Annotated in this window: 10 protein-coding genes; 9 read left to right on the top strand and 1 reads right to left on the bottom strand. The window is 59.0% G+C overall.

Translation table 11 applies throughout. The features are described 5' to 3' along the window. Nucleotides 1–84 precede the first annotated feature (84 nt). The 6 genes from RYC17_RS22620 to RYC17_RS22595 all read left to right on the top strand — a co-directional run bounded on the left by RYC17_RS22620 (nt 85) and on the right by RYC17_RS22595 (nt 12,192). Nucleotides 85–1,386, top strand: coding sequence for an MdtA/MuxA family multidrug efflux RND transporter periplasmic adaptor subunit (locus tag RYC17_RS22620; RefSeq protein ID WP_010202672.1), 1,302 nt, complete (start codon nt 85–87; stop codon nt 1,384–1,386). After that, on the top strand, nt 1,383–4,493 hold the full coding sequence (locus RYC17_RS22615; protein WP_058401492.1) for an MdtB/MuxB family multidrug efflux RND transporter permease subunit: 3,111 nt from the start codon (nt 1,383–1,385) through the stop codon (nt 4,491–4,493). Before RYC17_RS22620 ends, RYC17_RS22615 begins: the two co-directional genes overlap by 4 nt. Then, nucleotides 4,490–7,597, top strand: a complete 3,108-nt coding sequence (locus tag RYC17_RS22610) for an efflux RND transporter permease subunit (RefSeq protein ID WP_058401493.1) — start codon at nt 4,490–4,492, stop codon at nt 7,595–7,597. The genes RYC17_RS22615 and RYC17_RS22610 overlap by 4 nt, the downstream gene beginning before the upstream one ends. Beyond that, the gene (locus RYC17_RS22605; protein WP_058409371.1) at nt 7,594–9,063 is read left to right on the top strand and encodes an efflux transporter outer membrane subunit; all 1,470 of its coding nucleotides are present in this window, start codon (nt 7,594–7,596) and stop codon (nt 9,061–9,063) included. The genes RYC17_RS22610 and RYC17_RS22605 overlap by 4 nt, the downstream gene beginning before the upstream one ends. 168 nt (nt 9,064–9,231) lie before the next feature. Then, the gene (locus RYC17_RS22600; protein ID WP_316904533.1) at nt 9,232–11,343 is read left to right on the top strand and encodes a putative bifunctional diguanylate cyclase/phosphodiesterase; all 2,112 of its coding nucleotides are present in this window, start codon (nt 9,232–9,234) and stop codon (nt 11,341–11,343) included. A 102-nt stretch (nt 11,344–11,445) separates the two neighbouring features. Then, the gene (locus RYC17_RS22595) at nt 11,446–12,192 is read left to right on the top strand and encodes an SDR family oxidoreductase (protein WP_057401370.1); all 747 of its coding nucleotides are present in this window, start codon (nt 11,446–11,448) and stop codon (nt 12,190–12,192) included. A 48-nt stretch (nt 12,193–12,240) separates the two neighbouring features. Here RYC17_RS22595 and RYC17_RS22590 read toward each other — a convergent pair whose 3' ends face one another. Next, nucleotides 12,241–12,399 (bottom strand): hypothetical protein, encoded by a 159-nt coding sequence (locus tag RYC17_RS22590; protein ID WP_080396312.1) that lies wholly within the window; start codon nt 12,397–12,399, stop codon nt 12,241–12,243. A gap of 293 nt (nt 12,400–12,692) precedes the next feature. Here RYC17_RS22590 and RYC17_RS22585 point away from each other — a divergent pair, with 293 nt between their 5' ends. Genes RYC17_RS22585 through glgB form a run of 3 tightly spaced genes read left to right on the top strand, consistent with a single transcriptional unit; the run spans nt 12,693 to nt 20,279 of the window. After that, a complete protein-coding gene (locus tag RYC17_RS22585; protein ID WP_316904531.1) occupies nt 12,693–14,711 on the top strand; it encodes an alpha-1,4-glucan--maltose-1-phosphate maltosyltransferase in 2,019 nt (672 codons plus the stop codon). 19 nt (nt 14,712–14,730) lie between these two features. Next, on the top strand, nt 14,731–18,057 hold the full coding sequence (treS, locus tag RYC17_RS22580; RefSeq protein WP_316904530.1) for a maltose alpha-D-glucosyltransferase: 3,327 nt from the start codon (nt 14,731–14,733) through the stop codon (nt 18,055–18,057). Continuing rightward, a complete protein-coding gene (gene glgB / locus RYC17_RS22575; protein WP_316904527.1) occupies nt 18,054–20,279 on the top strand; it encodes a 1,4-alpha-glucan branching protein GlgB in 2,226 nt (741 codons plus the stop codon). Before treS ends, glgB begins: the two co-directional genes overlap by 4 nt. Nucleotides 20,280–20,301: the final 22 nt, after the last annotated feature.

The raw sequence follows: 20,301 nt of genomic DNA, 5'->3' as shown, positions 1-20,301 counted from the left end.
CGAAAGTAAGCGCTTGGTAAAGGCGCTTTGCTTGTAACGCATCTGTGCTTATTGTTCAGCCTTCTGAAGAAGCCCCCACCTGTAATGGTTGATTTATTCATGCAATCGTCTGGCTCTCGTAAATCCCGTCGCTGGTTGATCAGTTTGTTGATCCTGTTGGTCATTGTTGCCCTGTGCTGGTGGCTCTGGCCTGCCTCCACTCCCGGCAAAGGGGCCGAGAGCAAGAAGCATGGTGCAGGTGGCATGGCGCGGCCTGGCTTCGGTGCATCGGCTGTCGCTGTCCCGGTGCGGGTCGCCCCGGCAACCGAAGGCGATTTCCCTATCTACTACAAGGCGCTTGGCACGGTAACGGCGATGAATACCATCAATGTGCGCAGCCGGGTGGCGGGAGAGCTGGTCAAGCTTTATTTCCAGGAAGGGCAGATGGTCAAGGCGGGTGACCTGCTGGCGGAAATCGATCCGCGCAGCTATCAGGTGGCATTACAGCAGGCCGAAGGTACGCTGGCCACCAATCAGGCGCTGCTCAAGAATGCTCAGCTCGACGTACAGCGTTACCGTGGGCTTTTTGCCGAGGACAGCATTGCCAAACAGACCCTCGACACTGCCGAGTCGCTGGTCAATCAGTACAAAGGCACGATCAAGACCAATCAGGCGGCCGTGGCTGACGCGAAGCTGAGTCTGGACTTCACACGCATTCGTGCGCCGATTGCCGGTCGTGTCGGCCTCAAACAGCTGGATGTCGGCAACCTGGTTGCCGCCAACGACACCACTGCGCTGGTGGTGATTACCCAGACCCAGCCCATTTCGGTCGCCTTCACGCTCCCGGAAAAGGACCTGTCGAAAGTCATTTCCCGCTACCGCACCGGCGACAAGCTGCCCGTCGAAGCCTGGGACCGTGGCGATACGAAAATGCAGGCTTCCGGTGTACTCGCCAGCCTCGATAACCAGATCGATGTGACGACCGGCACACTGAAGTTCAAGGCCCGTTTCGATAACGGTGACGAGATCCTGTTCCCCAACCAGTTCGTCAATGTGCGTCTGCGCGCCGATACGTTGAAACAGGTGACACTGGTGCCAACGGCTGCCGTGCAGTTCGGCACCGACGGGACCTTTGTCTATGTCCTGGACGGTGACAAGAAGGTCAAACTCAAACTGTTGAAGACCGGCCCGAGCGACGAGACATCGACGGTGATCACCGAAGGTCTGGCAGCCGGAGAACGGGTCGTGCTCGAAGGCACCGACCGTCTGCGCGACGGCGCTGAAGTCGAGGTCGTCAACGACAGCAAGGATGTACCGGCGGGTCCGGTTCAGAAGCTGCAGGGCAAGCCTGACAGCAAGACAGACAAGTCGGCAGCACTCGGCAAGGTGGAAAAACCAAACGTATGAACATGTCGCGCCTGTTCATCCTGCGTCCGGTTGCCACCACGCTGAGTATGCTGGCAATCGTCCTGGCGGGTCTGATCGCCTACACCTTGCTGCCGGTGTCGGCGCTGCCTCAGGTCGACTATCCGACCATTCGTGTGATGACGCTGTATCCCGGTGCCAGCCCGCAGGTCATGACCAGCTCCGTCACTGCGCCTCTTGAGCGTCAATTCGGGCAGATGCCTGGTTTGACCCAGATGGCCTCGACCAGCTCGGGCGGCGCGTCGGTCATTACCTTGCGTTTCAGCCTCGAAATCAACATGGATGTGGCTGAGCAGCAGGTGCAGGCGGCGATCAACGCGGCCACCAACCTTCTGCCTACCGATCTTCCGGCACCGCCGGTCTATAACAAGGTCAACCCGGCAGACACGCCGGTTCTGACCCTGGCGATTACCTCGAAAACCATGCTGCTGCCCAAGCTCAATGATCTGGTTGATACACGCATGGCGCAGAAAATCTCGCAGATCAGCGGCGTCGGCATGGTCAGCATTGCCGGCGGGCAGCGTCAGGCTGTGCGGATCAAGGTCAACCCGGAGGCGCTGGCCGCCAACAGCCTGAACCTGTCTGATGTGCGGACCCTGATCGGCGCGTCCAACGTCAACCAGCCCAAGGGCAATTTCGATGGGCCGACCCGGGTTTCGATGCTCGATGCCAACGATCAGCTGAAGTCTCCCGAGGAGTACGCCAACCTGATTCTGGCCTATAAGGATGGCGCCCCCCTGCGCCTGAAGGATGTGGCCGAAATCGTCGATGGTGCCGAAAACGAACGTCTGGCGGCCTGGGCCAATCGGAGTCAGGCAGTGCTGCTGAACATTCAGCGCCAGCCGGGCGCCAACGTGATCGAGGTTGTCGACCGGATCAAGACACTGCTGCCGTCAATCACCGAGAACCTTCCGGCCGGCCTCGACGTCGTGGTCCTGACGGACCGCACACAGACGATTCGCGCGTCGGTAACCGATGTTCAGCACGAGTTGCTGATCGCGATCATTCTGGTGGTCCTGGTCACGTTCCTGTTCCTGCGTCGCTTCAGCGCGACGATCATTCCCTCCATCGCCGTTCCGCTGTCACTGGTAGGCACCTTCGGCGTCATGTACCTGGCGGGCTTCTCGGTCAACAACCTGACACTGATGGCCATGACCATCGCGACCGGTTTCGTTGTCGATGACGCCATCGTGATGCTGGAAAACATCTCCCGGCATATCGAGGAGGGCGAAACACCTCTGCAGGCCGCCCTGAAGGGCGCGAAGCAGATCGGTTTCACCCTGATTTCCCTGACCCTGTCGCTGATTGCAGTCCTGATCCCGCTGTTGTTCATGGCTGACGTGGTCGGGCGACTGTTCCGCGAGTTCGCGATCACCCTGGCGGTCGCCATCCTGATATCGCTGGTGGTATCGCTGACCCTGACGCCCATGATGTGCGCGCGGCTGCTCAAGCGCGAGCCAAAGGAAGAAGAGCAGAGCCGTTTCTATCGCGCCAGCGGTGCCTGGATCGACTGGCTGATCAATATCTACGCGGGCGGGTTGCGCTGGGTGCTCAGGCATCAGCCACTGACCCTGTTGGCGGCATTGGTCACTCTGGCACTGACTGTGCTGCTGTACATCGTTGTGCCCAAGGGCTTTTTTCCGGTGCAGGACACCGGCGTGATCCAGGGTATTTCGGAAGCGCCACAGTCGGTCTCCTTTGCTGCCATGAGCCAGCGTCAGCAGGCGCTGGCTGACATCATTCTCAAGGACCCTGCGGTGGTCAGTCTGTCTTCCTACATTGGTGTTGACGGTGATAACGCAACGCTCAACAGCGGGCGTCTGCTGATCAACCTCAAGCCCCACGCAGAGCGTGACCTCACCGCATCCGAGGTGATCCAGCGCCTGCAGCCGGAGGTAGACAAGCTTTCGGACATCCGTCTGTTCATGCAGCCGGTGCAGGACCTGACCATTGAAGACCGGGTCAGTCGTACTCAGTACCAGTTCAGCATGTCATCGCCCGACGCCGAGCTGCTGACGCTGTGGAGCGAAAGGCTGGTAAAGGCGCTCGGCAAACGGTCCGAGTTGACGGATGTGGCCAGCGACCTGCAGGACAAGGGCCTGCAGGTGTATCTGAACATCGATCGTGATGCGGCCAGTCGGGTAGGGGTCACCGTTGCGAATATTACCGATGCGCTGTACGACGCATTCGGTCAGCGACAGATTTCCACCATCTATACCCAGGCCAGCCAGTACCGCGTGGTGCTGCAAGCCGCGTCGGGCAGTGAGCTCGGCCCAGCCGCACTTGAGCAGATCCACGTCAAGACCACCGATGGCGCACAGGTAAAACTGTCGAGCCTGGCACGCGTCGAGCAGCGTCAGGCACAGTTGGCCATCGCTCACCTCGGGCAGTTTCCGGCAGTGATGATGTCGTTCAATCTTGCGCCCGGCGTCGCATTGGGCAAGGCGGTGCAGGTCATCGAGCAGGTTGAGCAGGACATCGGCATGCCGATTGGTGTGCAGACCCAGTTTCAGGGCGCTGCCGAGGCATTTCAGGCATCGTTGTCGAGCACGTTGCTGCTGATTCTGGCGGCTGTAGTGACCATGTACATCGTGCTGGGCGTGCTCTACGAGAGTTATATCCACCCGATCACCATCCTCTCGACACTGCCGTCGGCAGCAGTGGGCGCCTTGCTGGCCTTGCTGATCAGCGGCAATGACCTGGGGATGATCGCGATCATCGGTATCATTTTGCTGATCGGCATCGTCAAGAAGAACGCGATCATGATGATCGACTTCGCGCTCGACGCGGAGCGCAACCGGGGTGTTGCTCCGGAAACGGCGATCTACGAAGCGGCGCTGCTGCGTTTCCGGCCGATTCTCATGACCACCCTGGCGGCATTGTTCGGCGCCATTCCGCTGATGCTCGCCAGCGGCTCAGGCGCAGAGTTGCGCCAACCGCTGGGGCTGGTGATGGTCGGTGGTCTGCTGGTCAGCCAGGTACTCACGCTGTTTACCACGCCGGTCATCTACCTGTATTTCGACCGTCTTGGCCGTCGCTGGAGTCGCAGGCCTGCCGACCCGGACCGACTGGAACGGGCTGACGCATGAACCTGTCAGCGCCGTTTATCCGTCGCCCGGTCGCGACCGTATTGCTAAGCCTGGCGATCATGCTGCTGGGCGCGGTCAGCTTCCGCTTGCTGCCGGTCGCGCCATTGCCGAACATGGACTTCCCGGTAATTGTGGTGTCAGCCAGTCTGGCGGGTGCCAGCCCCGAGGTGATGGCCTCCACTGTGGCCACTCCGCTGGAGCGTTCGCTGGGCAGTATTGCCGGGGTCAATACCATGACCAGCAATTCAAGTCAGGGCACGACACGGATCATTCTGCAGTTCGATCTCAATCGCGACATCAATGGCGCGGCGCGGGAAGTGCAGGCGGCAATCAATGCTTCGCGCAACCTGCTGCCCAGCGGTATGCGCAGCATGCCGACCTACAAGAAGGTCAATCCGTCCCAGGCGCCGATCATGGTGTTGTCGATGACGTCGACGGTGCTGGAGAAAGGTCAGCTCTACGACCTGGCATCCACCATCCTGTCACAGAGCCTGTCGCAGGTTTCGGGGGTCGGCGAAGTACAGATCGGCGGCAGCTCTCTGCCAGCGGTGCGTATCGAGCTGGAGCCACAGATGCTCTCCCAGTACGGCGTATCGCTTGACGACGTGCGTACCGCGATAACCGGTGCGAACGTACGGCGGCCCAAGGGTTTTGTGGAGGATGACCTGCATAACTGGCAAGTGCAGGCCAACGACCAGCTGGAAACCGCCAAGGACTATGCGCCGCTGATCATTCGCTACAAGGACGGGGCGACCTTGCGCCTCAAGGACGTCGCGAAGGTCAGCGATGCCGTGGAGGATCGCTACAACAGCGGGTTTTATAACAATGACCGGGCGGTGTTACTGGTCGTCAACCGGCAGGCGGGCGCCAACATCATTGAAACCGTGGCGCAGATCAAGGCGCAATTGCCAGCCCTGCGGGCTGTGCTGCCCGCCAGCGTAAGCCTCAATGTCGCGATGGACCGCTCGCCGGTGATCAAGGCGACGCTGCACGAGGCAGAGATGACCCTGCTGATTGCCGTGGTTCTGGTAGTGATGGTGGTGTTTCTGTTTCTCGGCAGCTTTCGCGCATCGCTGATCCCCACTCTGGCGGTTCCGGTATCGCTGGTGGGCACCTTTGCGATCATGCACCTGTTAGGTTTTTCCCTGAACAATCTGTCGTTGATGGCCTTGATCCTCGCCACCGGGCTGGTAGTGGACGATGCAATCGTGGTGCTGGAAAACATTTCCCGGCACATTCACAACGGTCTCGACCCGATGAAGGCGGCATTTCTGGGTGCCAAAGAGGTGGGTTTCACCTTGCTGTCGATGAACGTCTCGCTGGTGGCGGTGTTCATTTCCATTCTGTTCATGGGCGGGCTGGTCGAAAGTCTGTTTCGCGAGTTTTCCATTACCTTGTCGGTGGCAATCGTCGTCTCGCTGATCGTGTCCCTGAGCCTGACGCCGATGTTGTGCGCGCGCTGGCTGAAACCCCACGAGCCTGGCAAGGACAATGCCTTTCAGCGCTGGAGCGAGCGGGTCAACGACCGCATGGTCGCCGGCTATGACCGCTCGCTCGGCTGGGTCATGCGGCATCGCAGGCTGACACTGCTCAGCCTGCTGATTACCGTTGTGGTGAATGTCGCGCTGTATGTGGTGGTGCCCAAGACTTTTCTACCACAGCAGGACACCGGGCAACTGATGGGGTTTGTACGCGGTGACGACGGTCTTTCGTTCTCGGTCATGCAGCCGAAAATGGAAATCTTCCGCCGTTCGATTCTGGCAGACCCGGCGGTGGAGAGCGTTGCCGGTTTTATCGGCGGCAGCGGTGGCACCAATAACGCCTTCATGATCGTACGCCTCAAGCCGATTACCGAGCGCAAGCTGTCTGCCGAAAAAGTGGTCGAGCGCCTGCGCAAGAATATGCCGCATGTGCCCGGCGGCAGGCTGTTCCTGGCGCCTGATCAGGACCTGCAACTGGGTGGTGGTCGCGAGCAGACCAGTTCGCAGTATCAGTACATTGTGCAAAGTGCAGACCTGAGCAGCCTGCGGCTGTGGTATCCGAAGATCGTTGCGGCGCTCAAATCGATTCCGGAGCTGACGGCCATTGACGCCAGGGAAGGGCGCGGGGCGCAGCAAGTGACCCTGGTGGTCAATCGTGATACGGCCAAACGGCTGGGCATCGATATGAACATGGTCACGGCGGTCCTCAACAACGCCTACAGCCAGCGTCAGGTGTCGACGATTTATGACAGCCTCAACCAGTACAAGGTGGTCATGGAGGTCAACCCCAAATACGCTCAGGACCCGGTGACGCTGGAGCAGGTTCAGGTGATTACTGCCGACGGGCAGCGCGTGCCGCTGTCGAGCATTGCTCATTACGAGCGCAGTCTGGCGAACGATCGGGTTTCGCATGACGGTCAGTTCGCTGCTGAAAACATTTCCTTTGATCTGGCCGAAGGCGCCAGCCTCGACAAGGCAACGGTGGCTATCGAGCGCGCAATTGCCGCCATCGGGCTGCCGTCCGACATCATTTCCAAGATGGCCGGGACCGCCAACGCCTTCGCCTCGACCCAGAAAAGCCAGCCCTGGATGATTCTCGGTGCGTTGCTGGCGGTGTATCTGGTGCTGGGGATTCTTTATGAAAGCTACATCCATCCATTGACGATCCTCTCGACGCTGCCATCGGCCGGTGTGGGCGCATTGCTGACGATCTACGTGCTGGGCAGCGAATTCAGCCTGATCTCCCTGTTGGGGCTGTTCCTGCTGATTGGCGTGGTGAAGAAGAACGCAATCATGATGATCGACCTGGCCCTGCACCTTGAACGTGATCAGGGAATGACGCCGCAAGATTCGATACGCAGTGCATGCCTGCAACGCCTGCGCCCCATTCTGATGACCACGATGGCCGCCATTCTGGGTGCATTGCCGTTGCTGCTGAGTACCGCGGAGGGCGCTGAAATGCGCAAGCCGCTGGGCCTGACCATTATTGGTGGGCTGATCTTCAGCCAGATCCTGACCCTCTACACCACCCCGGTGGTTTACCTTTATCTCGACCGTCTGCGCCATCGTTACAATAAATGGCGTGGCGTGCGTACCGATGCTGCTCTGGAAACCCCGCTATGACCGAACGCCTGGCCTTTATATCCCGCCCGACAGGGCTGATTCGTCCACTCGCGCTGGGGCTCTGCGTTGTGCTGCTCAGCGCTTGCGCTGTCGGTCCGGATTACCAGAAACCGTCGATGGCCGCGCCTGCGCAGTTCAAGGCCGCTGAAGGCTGGCGTGCAGCTACACCCAGTGATGCGATGGCCAAAGGTGCGTGGTGGGAGGTGTACAGGGATCCGCAACTGAATGCGCTGGTCGAACGGCTCAATACCTCCAACCAGACCGTCGCCCAGTACGATGCGCAGTACCGGCAGGCACAAGCACTGGTGCGCAGCTCCAGAGGCGCATTTCTGCCGACACTGGACCTGACCACCGGCAAGACCCGCTCGGGGCAGGGCACAGGTACATCGAATACCGGTACGAATACCAGCGCCTCGGGAATTCGCAACAGTTACAACGCGCAGCTGGGCGTCAGTTGGGAAGCCGATGTATGGGGCAAATTGCGTCGCGGGCTGGAGGCTGACACCGCCAGTGCGCAGGCAAGTCTTGCGGACCTGGCAGCGATGCGCCTTAGCCTGCAATCGGAGCTGGTGCAGAATTATCTGCAATTGCGGGTCATTGACGAACAGAAACGCCTGCTGGAATCCACTGTGGACACCTATCAGCGCTCTCTGACCCTCACCCAGAATCAATACCGTGCCGGTATTTCAGGAAGTGACGCTGTCGCCCAGGCGCAGACACAGTTGAAAAGCACTCAGGCCGACCTGATCGATCTGGCCTGGCAGCGTGCGCAATTCGAGAATGCCATTGCCGTGCTGATGGGCATGGCGCCCGCAGACTTCAATCTGCCGGCCAGCACTTCGATTCCGCAATTGCCGCAGATCCCGCCAGGGCTGCCGTCCCAGTTGCTTGAACGCCGACCGGACATCGCCGCAGCCGAACGCTCGGTGATGGGCGCCAATGCCAACATCGGCGTCGCAAAGGCCGCTTACTACCCAGACTTCACGCTGAGCATGAGCGGCGGTTACAGTAGCAGTACGTTCGCCAACTGGATCAGCCTGCCCAACCGCTTCTGGTCGGTAGGGCCGCAGCTGGCGCTGACGTTGTTCGACGGTGGCAGGCGGACGGCGGAGGTCGATCGTACCGAGGCCGTGTATGACCAGACCGTCGCCCAGTACCGGCAGACCGTCTTGAATGGTTTTCAGGAAGTCGAAAATTACCTGGTTCAGCTCAAGGTCTATGAGCAGGAGGCCGCCGTGCGCCAGGAAGCGCTGGTGTCGGCGCGTGACTCGCTGCGCCTGACCAACAACCAGTACAAGGCCGGGCTGATCGGCTATCTTGACGTCGTCAACGTACAGGCCACTGCTTTGAGCAATGAACGCAGCGTGCTGAACGTCCTGCAAAGTCGCTTGATTGCCAGCGTCCAGCTGATTGCCGCATTGGGTGGCGGCTGGAATGCTGAAACGGGTTTGACCCTCAGGGAGTAAGTGCTTCACGGGGCAAAGGCGGTTTTTCTTGAACTGTTCGTGATAAATGAAAAATTAATAGCTAGTTGCCATCTTTTCGACCAGATACCGCGACATTTGGCAGCGATTGCGTACAATCATCCCCCGCAGTATCGGCATGGACGCGCTCATTGGGCTCCAGGTGCGTTTATGTTGATTGGCAGCTATACCCCGTCGCTCGTCGTGGTCTCCGTTCTCGTCGCAATTGTTGCTGCGTACACTGCTCTCGATCTGGTTGGCCGTATTATTTCGGCCAGGGGCCGCGCCGTTTATGTATGGATTGCGGGCGGCGCATTCGCAATGGGCGTTGGCAGTTGGTCGACGCACTTCATCGGTATGCTGGCATTCGTCCTGCCTATCGACGTTGGCTATGATGTGCCGCTGGCGCTGTTGTCCTTGCTGATTGCAATACTGTCTTCCGGTTTCGCGCTGTGGCTGGCCGCCCGGCCGCTGTTATCCGCCGCACAGATTGGCCTGGGTGGATTGTTGCTGGGGCTTGGCATCAGCGCCATGCATTACACCGGCATGGCGGCAATGCGCATGCAACCCGGCATCGAATACACGCCCTGGTTGTTCGCGCTTTCCCTGGCTATCAGCATTGCTGCCTCTGCGGCGGCGTTATGGATAGCGTTTCGTCTTCGCCAGCAACGGCCCAGGGTATACCTGATGCGCGCGGTAGCGGCAATTCTGCTGGGTACGGCCATTATCGGTATGCATTACACCGGGATGGCGGCGGCCACCTTTGCCGATGGCAGCTTTTGTGGTGCGTTGCCCGAGGGGTTGAGCAGCAATGGACTGGACCGAATTGTTCTGGTCGCCAGTCTTTCGATACTGGGGATCGCGCTGCTCAGTTGTATTCTCGACTCCCACCTCGAGACACGTACCGCTGTCCTGGCCAATTCCCTGACTGAAGCCAATCAGGAGCTTACTCACCTGGCTCTGCATGACAACCTCACCGGGCTGCCGAACCGTGTGTTGTTGACGGATCGCATCGAGCAGGCGATGAAGAAAGTCAGCGAGAGCGGCGGTTGCTTTGCGTTGATGTTCATGGACCTTGATGGTTTCAAACCGGTGAATGATGCGTTCGGCCACCATACCGGGGACTTGCTGTTGCGGCAGGTCGCTCTGCGTCTTCGTCACAACCTGCACCGGCACGACACCCTGGCAAGGATCGGGGGGGATGAATTCGTGCTGCTAGTCGAGCTGCATGACCCGCAGGATGCGTTGGCTGTCGCAACACGCCAGGTCAATGAAATAGGCAATCCGTTTACCATCGGCGAGCATCAATTGCAGATTTCGCTGAGTATCGGCATCTGCATGTACCCCGGCAATGGCAATACCCAGCACGAACTTCTGATCAACGCCGATGCCGCCATGTATCACACCAAAGCGGCCGGCAAGAACGGCTACAGCTTTTTCGATGCATCGATGAACAGCAACGCACGCAATCAGTTGCAGATGTCTCAGGACTTGCGCAAGGCGATCAAACACAGGCAGTTCTGTATCTATTACCAGCCCAAGTTCGACGCCTTGACCGGACTGCCCCTTGGCGCAGAAGCGCTATTGCGCTGGAACCATCCGGAACAAGGCGTAATGGGCCCCGACCAGTTCATCGCCATGGCAGAGAAAACCGGCCTGATCGTTCAGATCGGCGAGTGGGTACTGGACGAGGCTTGCCGACAGATGCGTGAGTGGTACACCCAGGGCTACGCGCACTGGCGCATTGCGGTAAACCTGTCAGCGCTGCAGTTCTGCCATGCGGGGCTGGTCACTGCGGTGGCGGATACGCTGGCCAGGCATCAGCTCCCGGCCAACTGCCTTACCCTGGAAATCACCGAGACTACGGCCATGCATGATGCCGATGCCAGCCTGGCGGTATTGCAGAGGCTGTCGGAAATGGGTGTGGATCTATCGATTGACGATTTTGGCACCGGTTACTCCAGCCTGATGTACCTGAAGCGCCTGCCCGCCAATGAAATCAAGATTGATCGAGGTTTCGTGCGTGACCTGGAGCATGACACCGACGATGCCGCCATCGTGTCGGCCATCGTTGCGGTGGGGCAGGCGTTGAACCTGCGGATTGTCGCCGAAGGCGTGGAAACCGCGGTTCAGAAGCGCTTCCTGACTCACTTGGGATGCCACTCCCTGCAAGGCTTTCTGCTCGGTTATCCTTTGCCGGCCGAGCAATTTCTCGACGAAATCCGTGCCGCCGAAGCGAAAGCGGCAGTTGACGTGCCCGATGTTGGGCAACCGGCTTTCTGAAGCGCATGGATGGCGCTGGACGGCAAAGGCTGGCACGATCAGAACCGTTTGGCTAACCTGCGGGTGTTAGCTGCGCCTTGATGCTGGCTTCTGAGAAAAATCATGGAAAAAGTCCTCGTTATTACCGGTGGCTCGCGCGGAATCGGCGCAGCCACTGCGCGTCTGGCCGCTGTACAAGGCTATCGGATCTGTATCAATTATCTGTCTGATCATGCCGCAGCCGAAAAGACGGCAGTGCAGGTCAGGGCTCTGGGTGCTCAGGCGATCACCTTGCAGGCCGATGTCAGCAACGAAGACGAGATCATGCGCCTGTTCGCCAGGGTCGATTCGGAACTCGGTCGCGTTACTCATCTGGTCAACAATGCAGGCACGCTCGCTCAGGCTTCAAGAGTCGAAGACATGTCCGAATTCCGCATGCTCAAAATGATGATGACCAACGTCGTCGGGCCGATGCTGTGCAGCAAACATGCCTTGTTACGCATGCTGCCGAGTCACGGCGGGCACGGTGGCAGCATCGTCAACGTATCCTCGCTCGCGGCCCGTCTGGGCTCGGCAGGCGAATATGTGGACTACGCAGCTTCGAAAGGCGCGCTGGACACGTTCACCATCGGTCTTTCCAGGGAAGTGGCCGGGGAGAATATTCGCGTCAACGCGGTGCGGCCAGGGTTCATCTTCACCGACTTTCACGCCCTGAGCGGCGATCCGTTCCGCGTCAGCAAACTCGAGGGCGCACTGCCAATGGGCCGTGGCGGTACGGCGGAGGAAGTGGCCGAGGCCATTCTCTGGTTGCTGTCGGACAACGCGTCGTATGCCACTGGAACGTTCATCGATCTGGCGGGCGGGCGCTGAAGGCGTGCATGATCCGGCAACCGCCTTCAGACACCGCTTACTGATTCGTCACACCGTTACAGGTGGCGCATTGGCGGGCGGATCGACTATCGGCGTTTGATTGGGTGGCGGCGTTGAGGGCGGTGGCTCCTGTTCGGGTACGGGCTCGGGCAGAACAGGGTCGTCGATGTTTGGATCAGGTACTTCTACTGGATTGGGTAGAGTCATGGTTGCAGCCTCCTTGTTGACCCTTTTTACGACCCCCCGGCCTGATTGATGATTCAATTGATTTGAACTGGATAACCCTTGCCCGATTCTTCTGCCCTGCGTTTGGCTCATGTTTAATGCGCCCGCCTGACAACCTCAAAACCTTTGAACTTTACCTTCGTTGACCGCTCGGAACCTAGGCAGCTGAATTCGACGAGTCTTCTGCATGTTGCGATTTTCCGCTGCCATACCGTCAATTTTTCCATTGCATGGAATGCACAGGAGCGTCCCTGGGGCGTGAGGAGTGATGCTCGATGAGTGAACAGCCATACGGTCCGGATTCCCTGGCCACTGATGTACCGCACCCAACCCAACCCTTGTCACTGACCCAGGCGCTGCAATTGCCCCGCATCGTGATCGAAGACACGTTGCCAGTGATCGACGGTGGCCTGTTTGCGGCCAAGGCGATCATCGGGCAACCGGTCACCGTTACCAGCAAGGTCTACGCCGACGGGCACGACAAGATGGCGGTCAATATCCGCTGGCGTGCTGCCGATGAAGACACTTGGCACAGCGCGCCAATGCACGAACTGGGCAATGACAGCTGGGTCGGTGAGTTCACCCCGACTTCGGTCAGCCGCTATGTGTTTCGTCTTGAAGCCTGGATCGATCAGTTCGGCAGCTATCGTTATGAACTGGACAAGAAGTTCGGCGCTGGCGTGCCTGTCGACCTGGAACTGGAAGAAGGGCGCATTCATCTGGTGCATGCCGCTGAACGCAGCCAGCACGAGCAGCGCCAGCAGATTGAAGGCCTGCTAGGCCAGCTGGAGCAGGGCGATAAAGACGAGAAGGTCGCGTTGCTGTTGCACAGCGAAACCGCAAACCTGATGAAGCTGGCCGATAATCAGGCCTTCTTGAGCCGTAGCGTTGAATTTCCGCTGGATGTGGAGCGTGAGCTGGCGCAGTTTGCCAGCTGGTACGAGCTGTTTCCTCGCTCGATCACTGACGACCCGGCGCGCCACGGTACCTTCAACGATGTCCATTCGCGTCTGCCGATCATCCGCGACATGGGTTTCGACGTGTTGTACTTCCCGCCTATTCATCCTATCGGCCGTGCCCATCGCAAGGGGCCGAACAACTCTCTGACCGCAGGGCCGGATGATCCGGGCAGCCCGTACGCAATCGGCAGCGAAGATGGCGGCCATGAAGCCATCCATCCGGAGTTGGGCAGCCGTGAAGACTTCCGTAACCTGGTGAAGGCTGCGGCCGATCACGGGCTGGAAATCGCATTGGATTTCGCCATTCAATGTTCGCAGGACCATCCGTGGCTCAAGCAGCATCCGGGCTGGTTCTCATGGCGTCCGGACGGCACGATCCGTTATGCGGAAAACCCGCCGAAGAAGTATCAGGACATCGTTAACGTCGATTTCTACGCGCCTGATGCCATTCCTGGTCTGTGGCTGGAATTGCGTGACATCGTTCTGGGCTGGGTGAATGAAGGCGTGAAGATTTTCCGCGTCGATAATCCGCACACCAAGCCGCTGCCTTTCTGGCAGTGGATGATCGGCGAGGTGCGCAATCAGCACCCTGAGGTCATGTTCCTTGCCGAAGCGTTCACCAAGCCTGCCATGATGGCGCGGCTGGGCAAGGTCGGTTACAGCCAGAGTTACACGTATTTCACCTGGCGCAACACCAAGGCAGAGCTGTCCGAGTATTTCACCCAGCTCAACGAAGTGCCTTGGCGTGACTGCTATCGCCCGAACTTTTTCGTCAACACACCTGATATCAACCCGCGCTTCCTGCACGAGTCCGGCCGTCCTGGATTTCTGATCCGTGCAGCGCTGGCCACCATGGGCTCCGGGCTGTGGGGCATGTATTCGGGGTTTGAGTTGTGTGAAGCGGCACCGATTCCCGGCAAGGAAGAGTATCTGGACTCGGAAAAGTACGAGATTCGCGTTCGGGACTATGCCGCACCGGGCAACATCATTGCCGAGATCGCCCAGCTTAACCGCATTCGCAGGCAGAACCCCGCGCTGCAAACCCACTTGGGCTTGAAACTGTATAACGCGTGGAATGACAACATTCTGTACTTCGGCAAGCGTTCAGCGAATGGTAGCAACTTCATTCTGATTGCCGTCAACCTTGACCCCTTCAACGCACAGGAAGCAGATTTCGAGCTGCCGCTGTGGGAAATGGGCCTGTCGGATGATGCGGCGACGTCGGGTGAAGACCTGATGACTGGACACCGCTGGACCTGGTACGGCAAGTATCAGCACACGCGTCTTGATCCATCACAACCGTTTGGAATCTGGCGTATCCAGGCTGCGCAATAACACTCCCAAGGAGTCAGTAATGGCCAAGAAGCCCGGTGACGCGACATTCATCAAAGACCCGCTCTGGTACAAGGATGCGGTGATTTATCAGGTTCATGTGAAATCGTTCTTCGATTCCAATAACGACGGGATCGGCGATTTCGCGGGCTTGATAGAAAAGCTCGACTACATTGCCGCGCTGGGGGTCAACACCATCTGGTTGTTGCCGTTCTACCCGTCGCCGCGCCGGGACGATGGTTACGATATTTCCGAATACCGCGATGTGCACAGCGATTACGGCACCATGGCCGATGCCAAGCGCTTCATCGCTCAGGCGCACAAGCGTGGCCTGCGGGTGATCAGTGAGCTGGTTATCAACCATACGTCCGACCAGCACCCGTGGTTTCAGAAAGCGCGTCATGCCAAGCCCGGCTCCAAGGCACGGGATTTCTATGTCTGGTCGGATACCGACCAGAAATACGACGGCACGCGGATCATTTTTCTCGACACAGAAACGTCTAACTGGACTTGGGACCCGGTCGCCGGTCAATACTTCTGGCACCGTTTTTACTCCCACCAGCCGGATTTGAACTTTGATAACCCGCAGGTACTGGATGCAGTGCTTGAAGTCATGCGCTTCTGGCTTGATCTGGGCATCGACGGCTTGCGTCTGGACGCTATCCCGTACCTGATCGAACGCGACGGCACCAATAACGAGAACCTTCCGGAAACCCATCAGGTGCTCAAGCGTATTCGCGCCGAGATCGATGCGAACTACCCGGACCGCATGCTGCTGGCCGAGGCCAATCAGTGGCCGGAAGACACCCAGCTGTATTTCGGCGACAGCAAGGGGCCGGATGGCGACGAATGTCACATGGCGTTTCACTTTCCGCTGATGCCGCGCATGTACATGGCGCTGGCGCAGGAAGACCGTTTTCCGATCACCGATATTCTGCGCCAGACACCGGAAATTCCGGAGAATTGCCAATGGGCGATTTTCCTCCGTAACCACGACGAACTGACCCTGGAAATGGTGACGGATCGTGAGCGTGATTACCTCTGGAATTACTATGCCGCTGACCGCCGCGCGCGGATCAACCTGGGTATCCGTCGACGCCTGGCACCACTGGTTGATCGGGATCGCCGCCGGGTCGAACTGTTGAACAGTATGCTGTTGTCGATGCCCGGCACGCCGACGTTGTATTACGGCGATGAGATCGGCATGGGCGATAACATTTATCTGGGTGACCGGGATGGTGTGCGTACGCCGATGCAGTGGTCGATCGACCGCAACGGCGGCTTTTCGCGTGCCGACCCGGCCAGCCTGGTATTGCCGCCGATCATGGACCCGATGTACGGCTTCCAGTCGGTCAACGTCGAAATTCAGGAGCGTGATCCGCACTCGCTGCTGAACTGGAATCGACGCATGCTGGCGGTGCGCAAACAGCAGAAGGCATTCGGGCGTGGCACGCTGAAAATGCTCTCGCCGTCGAACCGCCGCATTCTTGCGTACACCCGCGAGTACACGGCACCTGATGGTCACAGTGAAGTGGTGTTGTGTGTTGCCAACGTTTCCAGCGCCGCTCAGGCTGCAGAGCTTGAGCTGTCGGCTTACGCAGGCACAGTGCCGGTGGAAATGCTCGGTGGCAGCGCATTTCCGCCTATCGGGCAGTTAAGCTATTTGCTGACGCTCCCGCCGTATGGTTTTTACTGGTTTTTACTGGCTTCGGAGAATCAAATGCCCAGTTGGCACGTTGAACCCGCGCAGAGCATGCCGGACTTCCCGACCCTGGTGCTCAAGAAGCGCCTTGAGGAGTTGCTCGAAGAGCCGCTGCGCAGCACCATGGAAAAAACCTCACTGGCTGTTTATTTGCCAAAACGCCGCTGGTTCGCAGGCAAGGGCAAGGACATAGAGCAGGTCAACATCGCGTATGCAGTGCGTTTCGGCGATGAGGCGCACCCGGTGTTGCTCAGCGAGATAGAAGTGACTGCAGATGGCCAGACCGATCGCTATCAGCTGCCATTCGGCTTGCTCGCCGAAGACGACATCAGCAGTGCATTGCCACAGCAACTGGCACTTGCCAGAGTGCGGCGTAATCGTGATGTCGGGCTGATCACCGATGCGTTTACTCTGGAAACCTTCATTCGTGCAGTGATTCAGGGCATGCAGTCGGATACGGTCATCCCCTGTGCCGACGGCGAGTTGCGTTTCGAGCAGAGTTCGCAGCTGGCACCGCTCGCCCTCACCGCAGAGTCGGAAGTGCGCTACCTGTCTGCCGAGCAGTCGAACAGCTCGGTGGTCGTCGGTGGCAGCCTGGTGCTCAAACTGATTCGTAAAGTCAGTGCCGGGACGCACCCGGAGCTGGAAATGGGTGCTTTCCTGACCAATGCCGGCTTCAAGAATATCTCGCCGTTGCTGGGTTCGCTGGTGCGTGTCGGCAAAGACGGAAAACCTAATCTGCTGATGATTGCCCAAGGCTACCTGAGCAATCAGGGTGACGCTTGGGAGTGGACGCAGAACAATCTGGAACGCGCAGTACGCGATGAGTTGGCGCATGGCGTGTCCGGTCAGGAACAGCATTACAATGCGTTGCTGGAACTTGCGGACTTTTCGCGCAGCCTTGGCCAGCGTCTCGGTGAGATGCACCAGATTCTGGCGTCGCCTACCGACAACGCAGACTTTGCTGTTGAAGTCACCAGCAGTCAGGACAGCAAGGCCTCCGGAACCAGCGTCAATGCTCAGCTTGAGCGCGCCTTGCAACTGCTTGAGCAGCGCAAGGGCGATCTGGAGCAGGACGATCAGCAACTGGTCAGCGATTTGCTGGCCCAGCGCAAGCAGATTCGTCAGCGCGTCGAAGGTCTGGCCAAGCGCTCGGCAGGTGGCCTGCGCATTCGCGTGCATGGTGACTTGCACCTCGGCCAGGTGCTGGTGGTCAAGGGCGATGCCTATCTGATCGATTTCGAGGGTGAACCGGCCCGCGCACTTGAAGAACGCCGTGCCAAGCACAGCCCGTTCAAGGATGTCAGCGGTGTTTTACGCTCGTTTGACTACGCTGCCGCCATGGCGGTACGCAGCGCGCAAAGCGTTGATACCTCGCCTGAGGCCGCCGGTGCTCGCAAACGTGTCGCCGAGACCTACCTGGCGCAGGCGCGGGAAGCCTTTATCGAAGGCTACCGTTCGGCAACAACCGGAATGGCCCATGCCTGGAAAGATGCAAAAGGGGAGGGCGCCGCACTGGAATTGTTCACCCTTGAAAAAGCTGCTTATGAAGTGATCTACGAAGCCGAGAATCGTCCAGCCTGGTTGGCCGTACCCTTGCAAGGCTTGCGTGGGTTGCTGCAACCGTCTGATGGAGAGCCAATATGAATGCGCCTCACAAAACCGGCACAGCCCGCCGCGCGATTCCCGCTGCTGTGGACCTCGATGCGCTGATCCGCGCTGAACACCGTGATCCTTTCTCGATCCTGGGGCCGCACGGTGATGGCGGCAGCGGGCAATACGTTCGTGCCTATCTGCCCGCAGCGTTGAGCGTGCGTCTGCTGGCCAAGGATGATGGCCGCGAGCTGGGCGAGATGGAAATGAGCGAGGTGCCGGGGTTTTTCGTCGGTCATCTCGAGCAACCCCAGCCTTACCTTCTGAAGGTCCAATGGGCTGGCGGTGAACAAATCACCGAGGACCCTTACAGTTTTGGCCCGCTGTTGGGCGAGATGGACCTTTATCTATTCGCCGAAGGTAACCACCGCGACCTGAGCAGTTGCCTTGGCGCGCAAGTGACCAACGTCAATGGCGTGGACGGGGTTCGTTTTGCGGTCTGGGCGCCGAATGCCCGCCGAGTGTCGGTGGTCGGCAGTTTCAACAGCTGGGATGGTCGTCGTCACCCGATGCGCCTGCGTCACCCGACCGGCGTATGGGAGATTTTCGTCCCGCGTCTGCAGCCTGGTGAGGTCTACAAGTACGAGATACTCGGTGCCCACGGGATTCTGCCGCTTAAAAGCGACCCGATGGCACTGGCCACCACGCTGCCGCCCGATACGGCGTCAAAAATCTCTGCGCCGCTGAAGTTCGAGTGGAACGACCAGGAGTGGCTGCAATCACGAACAGGGCGTCACGACGTTGCCGCACCGCTGTCGATCTACGAACTGCACGCAGGTTCGTGGCAGATGGAGCAGCACGAGGACGGTCAATGGCGACAGTACAACTGGCGCGAGCTGGCTGACCGACTGATTCCCTACGTCAAGGAACTGGGCTTCACCCACATCGAGCTGATGCCGATCATGGAGCACCCGTTCGGGGGCTCATGGGGCTATCAGTTACTGGCCCAGTTTGCACCGACCGCCCGTTACGGTTCGCCAGAAGATTTCGCTGCGTTCGTCGACGCCTGCCATCGGGCTGAAATCGGCGTGATTCTTGACTGGGTGCCTGCGCATTTCCCGACCGATACCCACGGGCTGGCGCAGTTCGACGGCACCGCGCTGTATGAGTACGCCGATCCCAAGGAAGGCTTCCATCAAGACTGGGACACGCTGATCTACAACCTGGGGCGCACCGAAGTTCATGGCTTCATGCTGGCTTCGGCGTTGCACTGGCTCAAGCATTACCACATCGACGGTCTGCGCGTGGATGCGGTGGCGTCAATGCTGTACCGCGACTATTCGCGTAAAGCGGGCGAATGGGTGCCGAATCGCTTTGGCGGACGCGAAAACCTCGAGGCAATCGACTTTCTGCGTCATTTGAACGACGTAGTTGCGCTGGAAGCCCCAGGGACCATGGTGATTGCGGAAGAGTCGACCGCGTGGCCGGGTGTCAGCGAGCCGACCCAGCAGGGTGGGCTGGGCTTCAACTACAAGTGGAACATGGGCTGGATGCATGATTCGCTGCAGTACATGATGAAGGATCCGTTACATCGCAGGCACCACCACGGCACCCTGACTTTCAGCCTGGTGTATGCGTGGTCCGAGCGTTTCGTATTGCCTATTTCCCACGATGAAGTGGTACACGGTAAACATTCGCTGATCGACAAAATGCCTGGCGACCGCTGGCAGAAATTCGCCAACCTGCGCGCCTACCTTTCATTCATGTGGACGCACCCTGGCAAGAAACTGCTTTTCATGGGCTGTGAGTTCGGCCAATGGCGCGAGTGGAATCATGACGAGCAACTGGACTGGTACTTGATGCAATACGCCGACCACGTTGGCGTAAAGAATCTGGTCGGCGATCTGAATCGCCTCTATCGTCAGGAAAAGGCGCTGCACCAGCGCGATGCCGATCCAGCCGGCTTCCAGTGGCTGATCGGCGACGACCAGGCCAACAGCGTGTTTGCCTACCTGCGCTGGAGCAATGATGGCGAGCCGCTGCTGGTGGTGGCCAACATGACGCCAGTGCCGCGCCTGGATTACCGTGTAGGCGCGCCCGTATCAGGGGCATGGACTGAGTTGCTGAATAGCGACGCGCAAACCTACGCAGGTTCCAACATGGGCAATGGTGGGGAAGTGAACACCGAAGGCGAGCCAGCACATGGGATGGAGGCTTCACTGAAACTGAACCTGCCGCCGCTTGCCGTGCTTATCCTCAAACCGAAGAAAGACTGACCAGGGCGCATCCCCGCGCTGA

Origin of the sequence: Pseudomonas syringae group sp. J248-6 (assembly GCF_032586995.1) — a bacterium.
Lineage (GTDB): Bacteria > Pseudomonadota > Gammaproteobacteria > Pseudomonadales > Pseudomonadaceae > Aquipseudomonas > Aquipseudomonas amygdali.
This window is presented reverse-complemented; position numbering and strand designations above follow the sequence as displayed.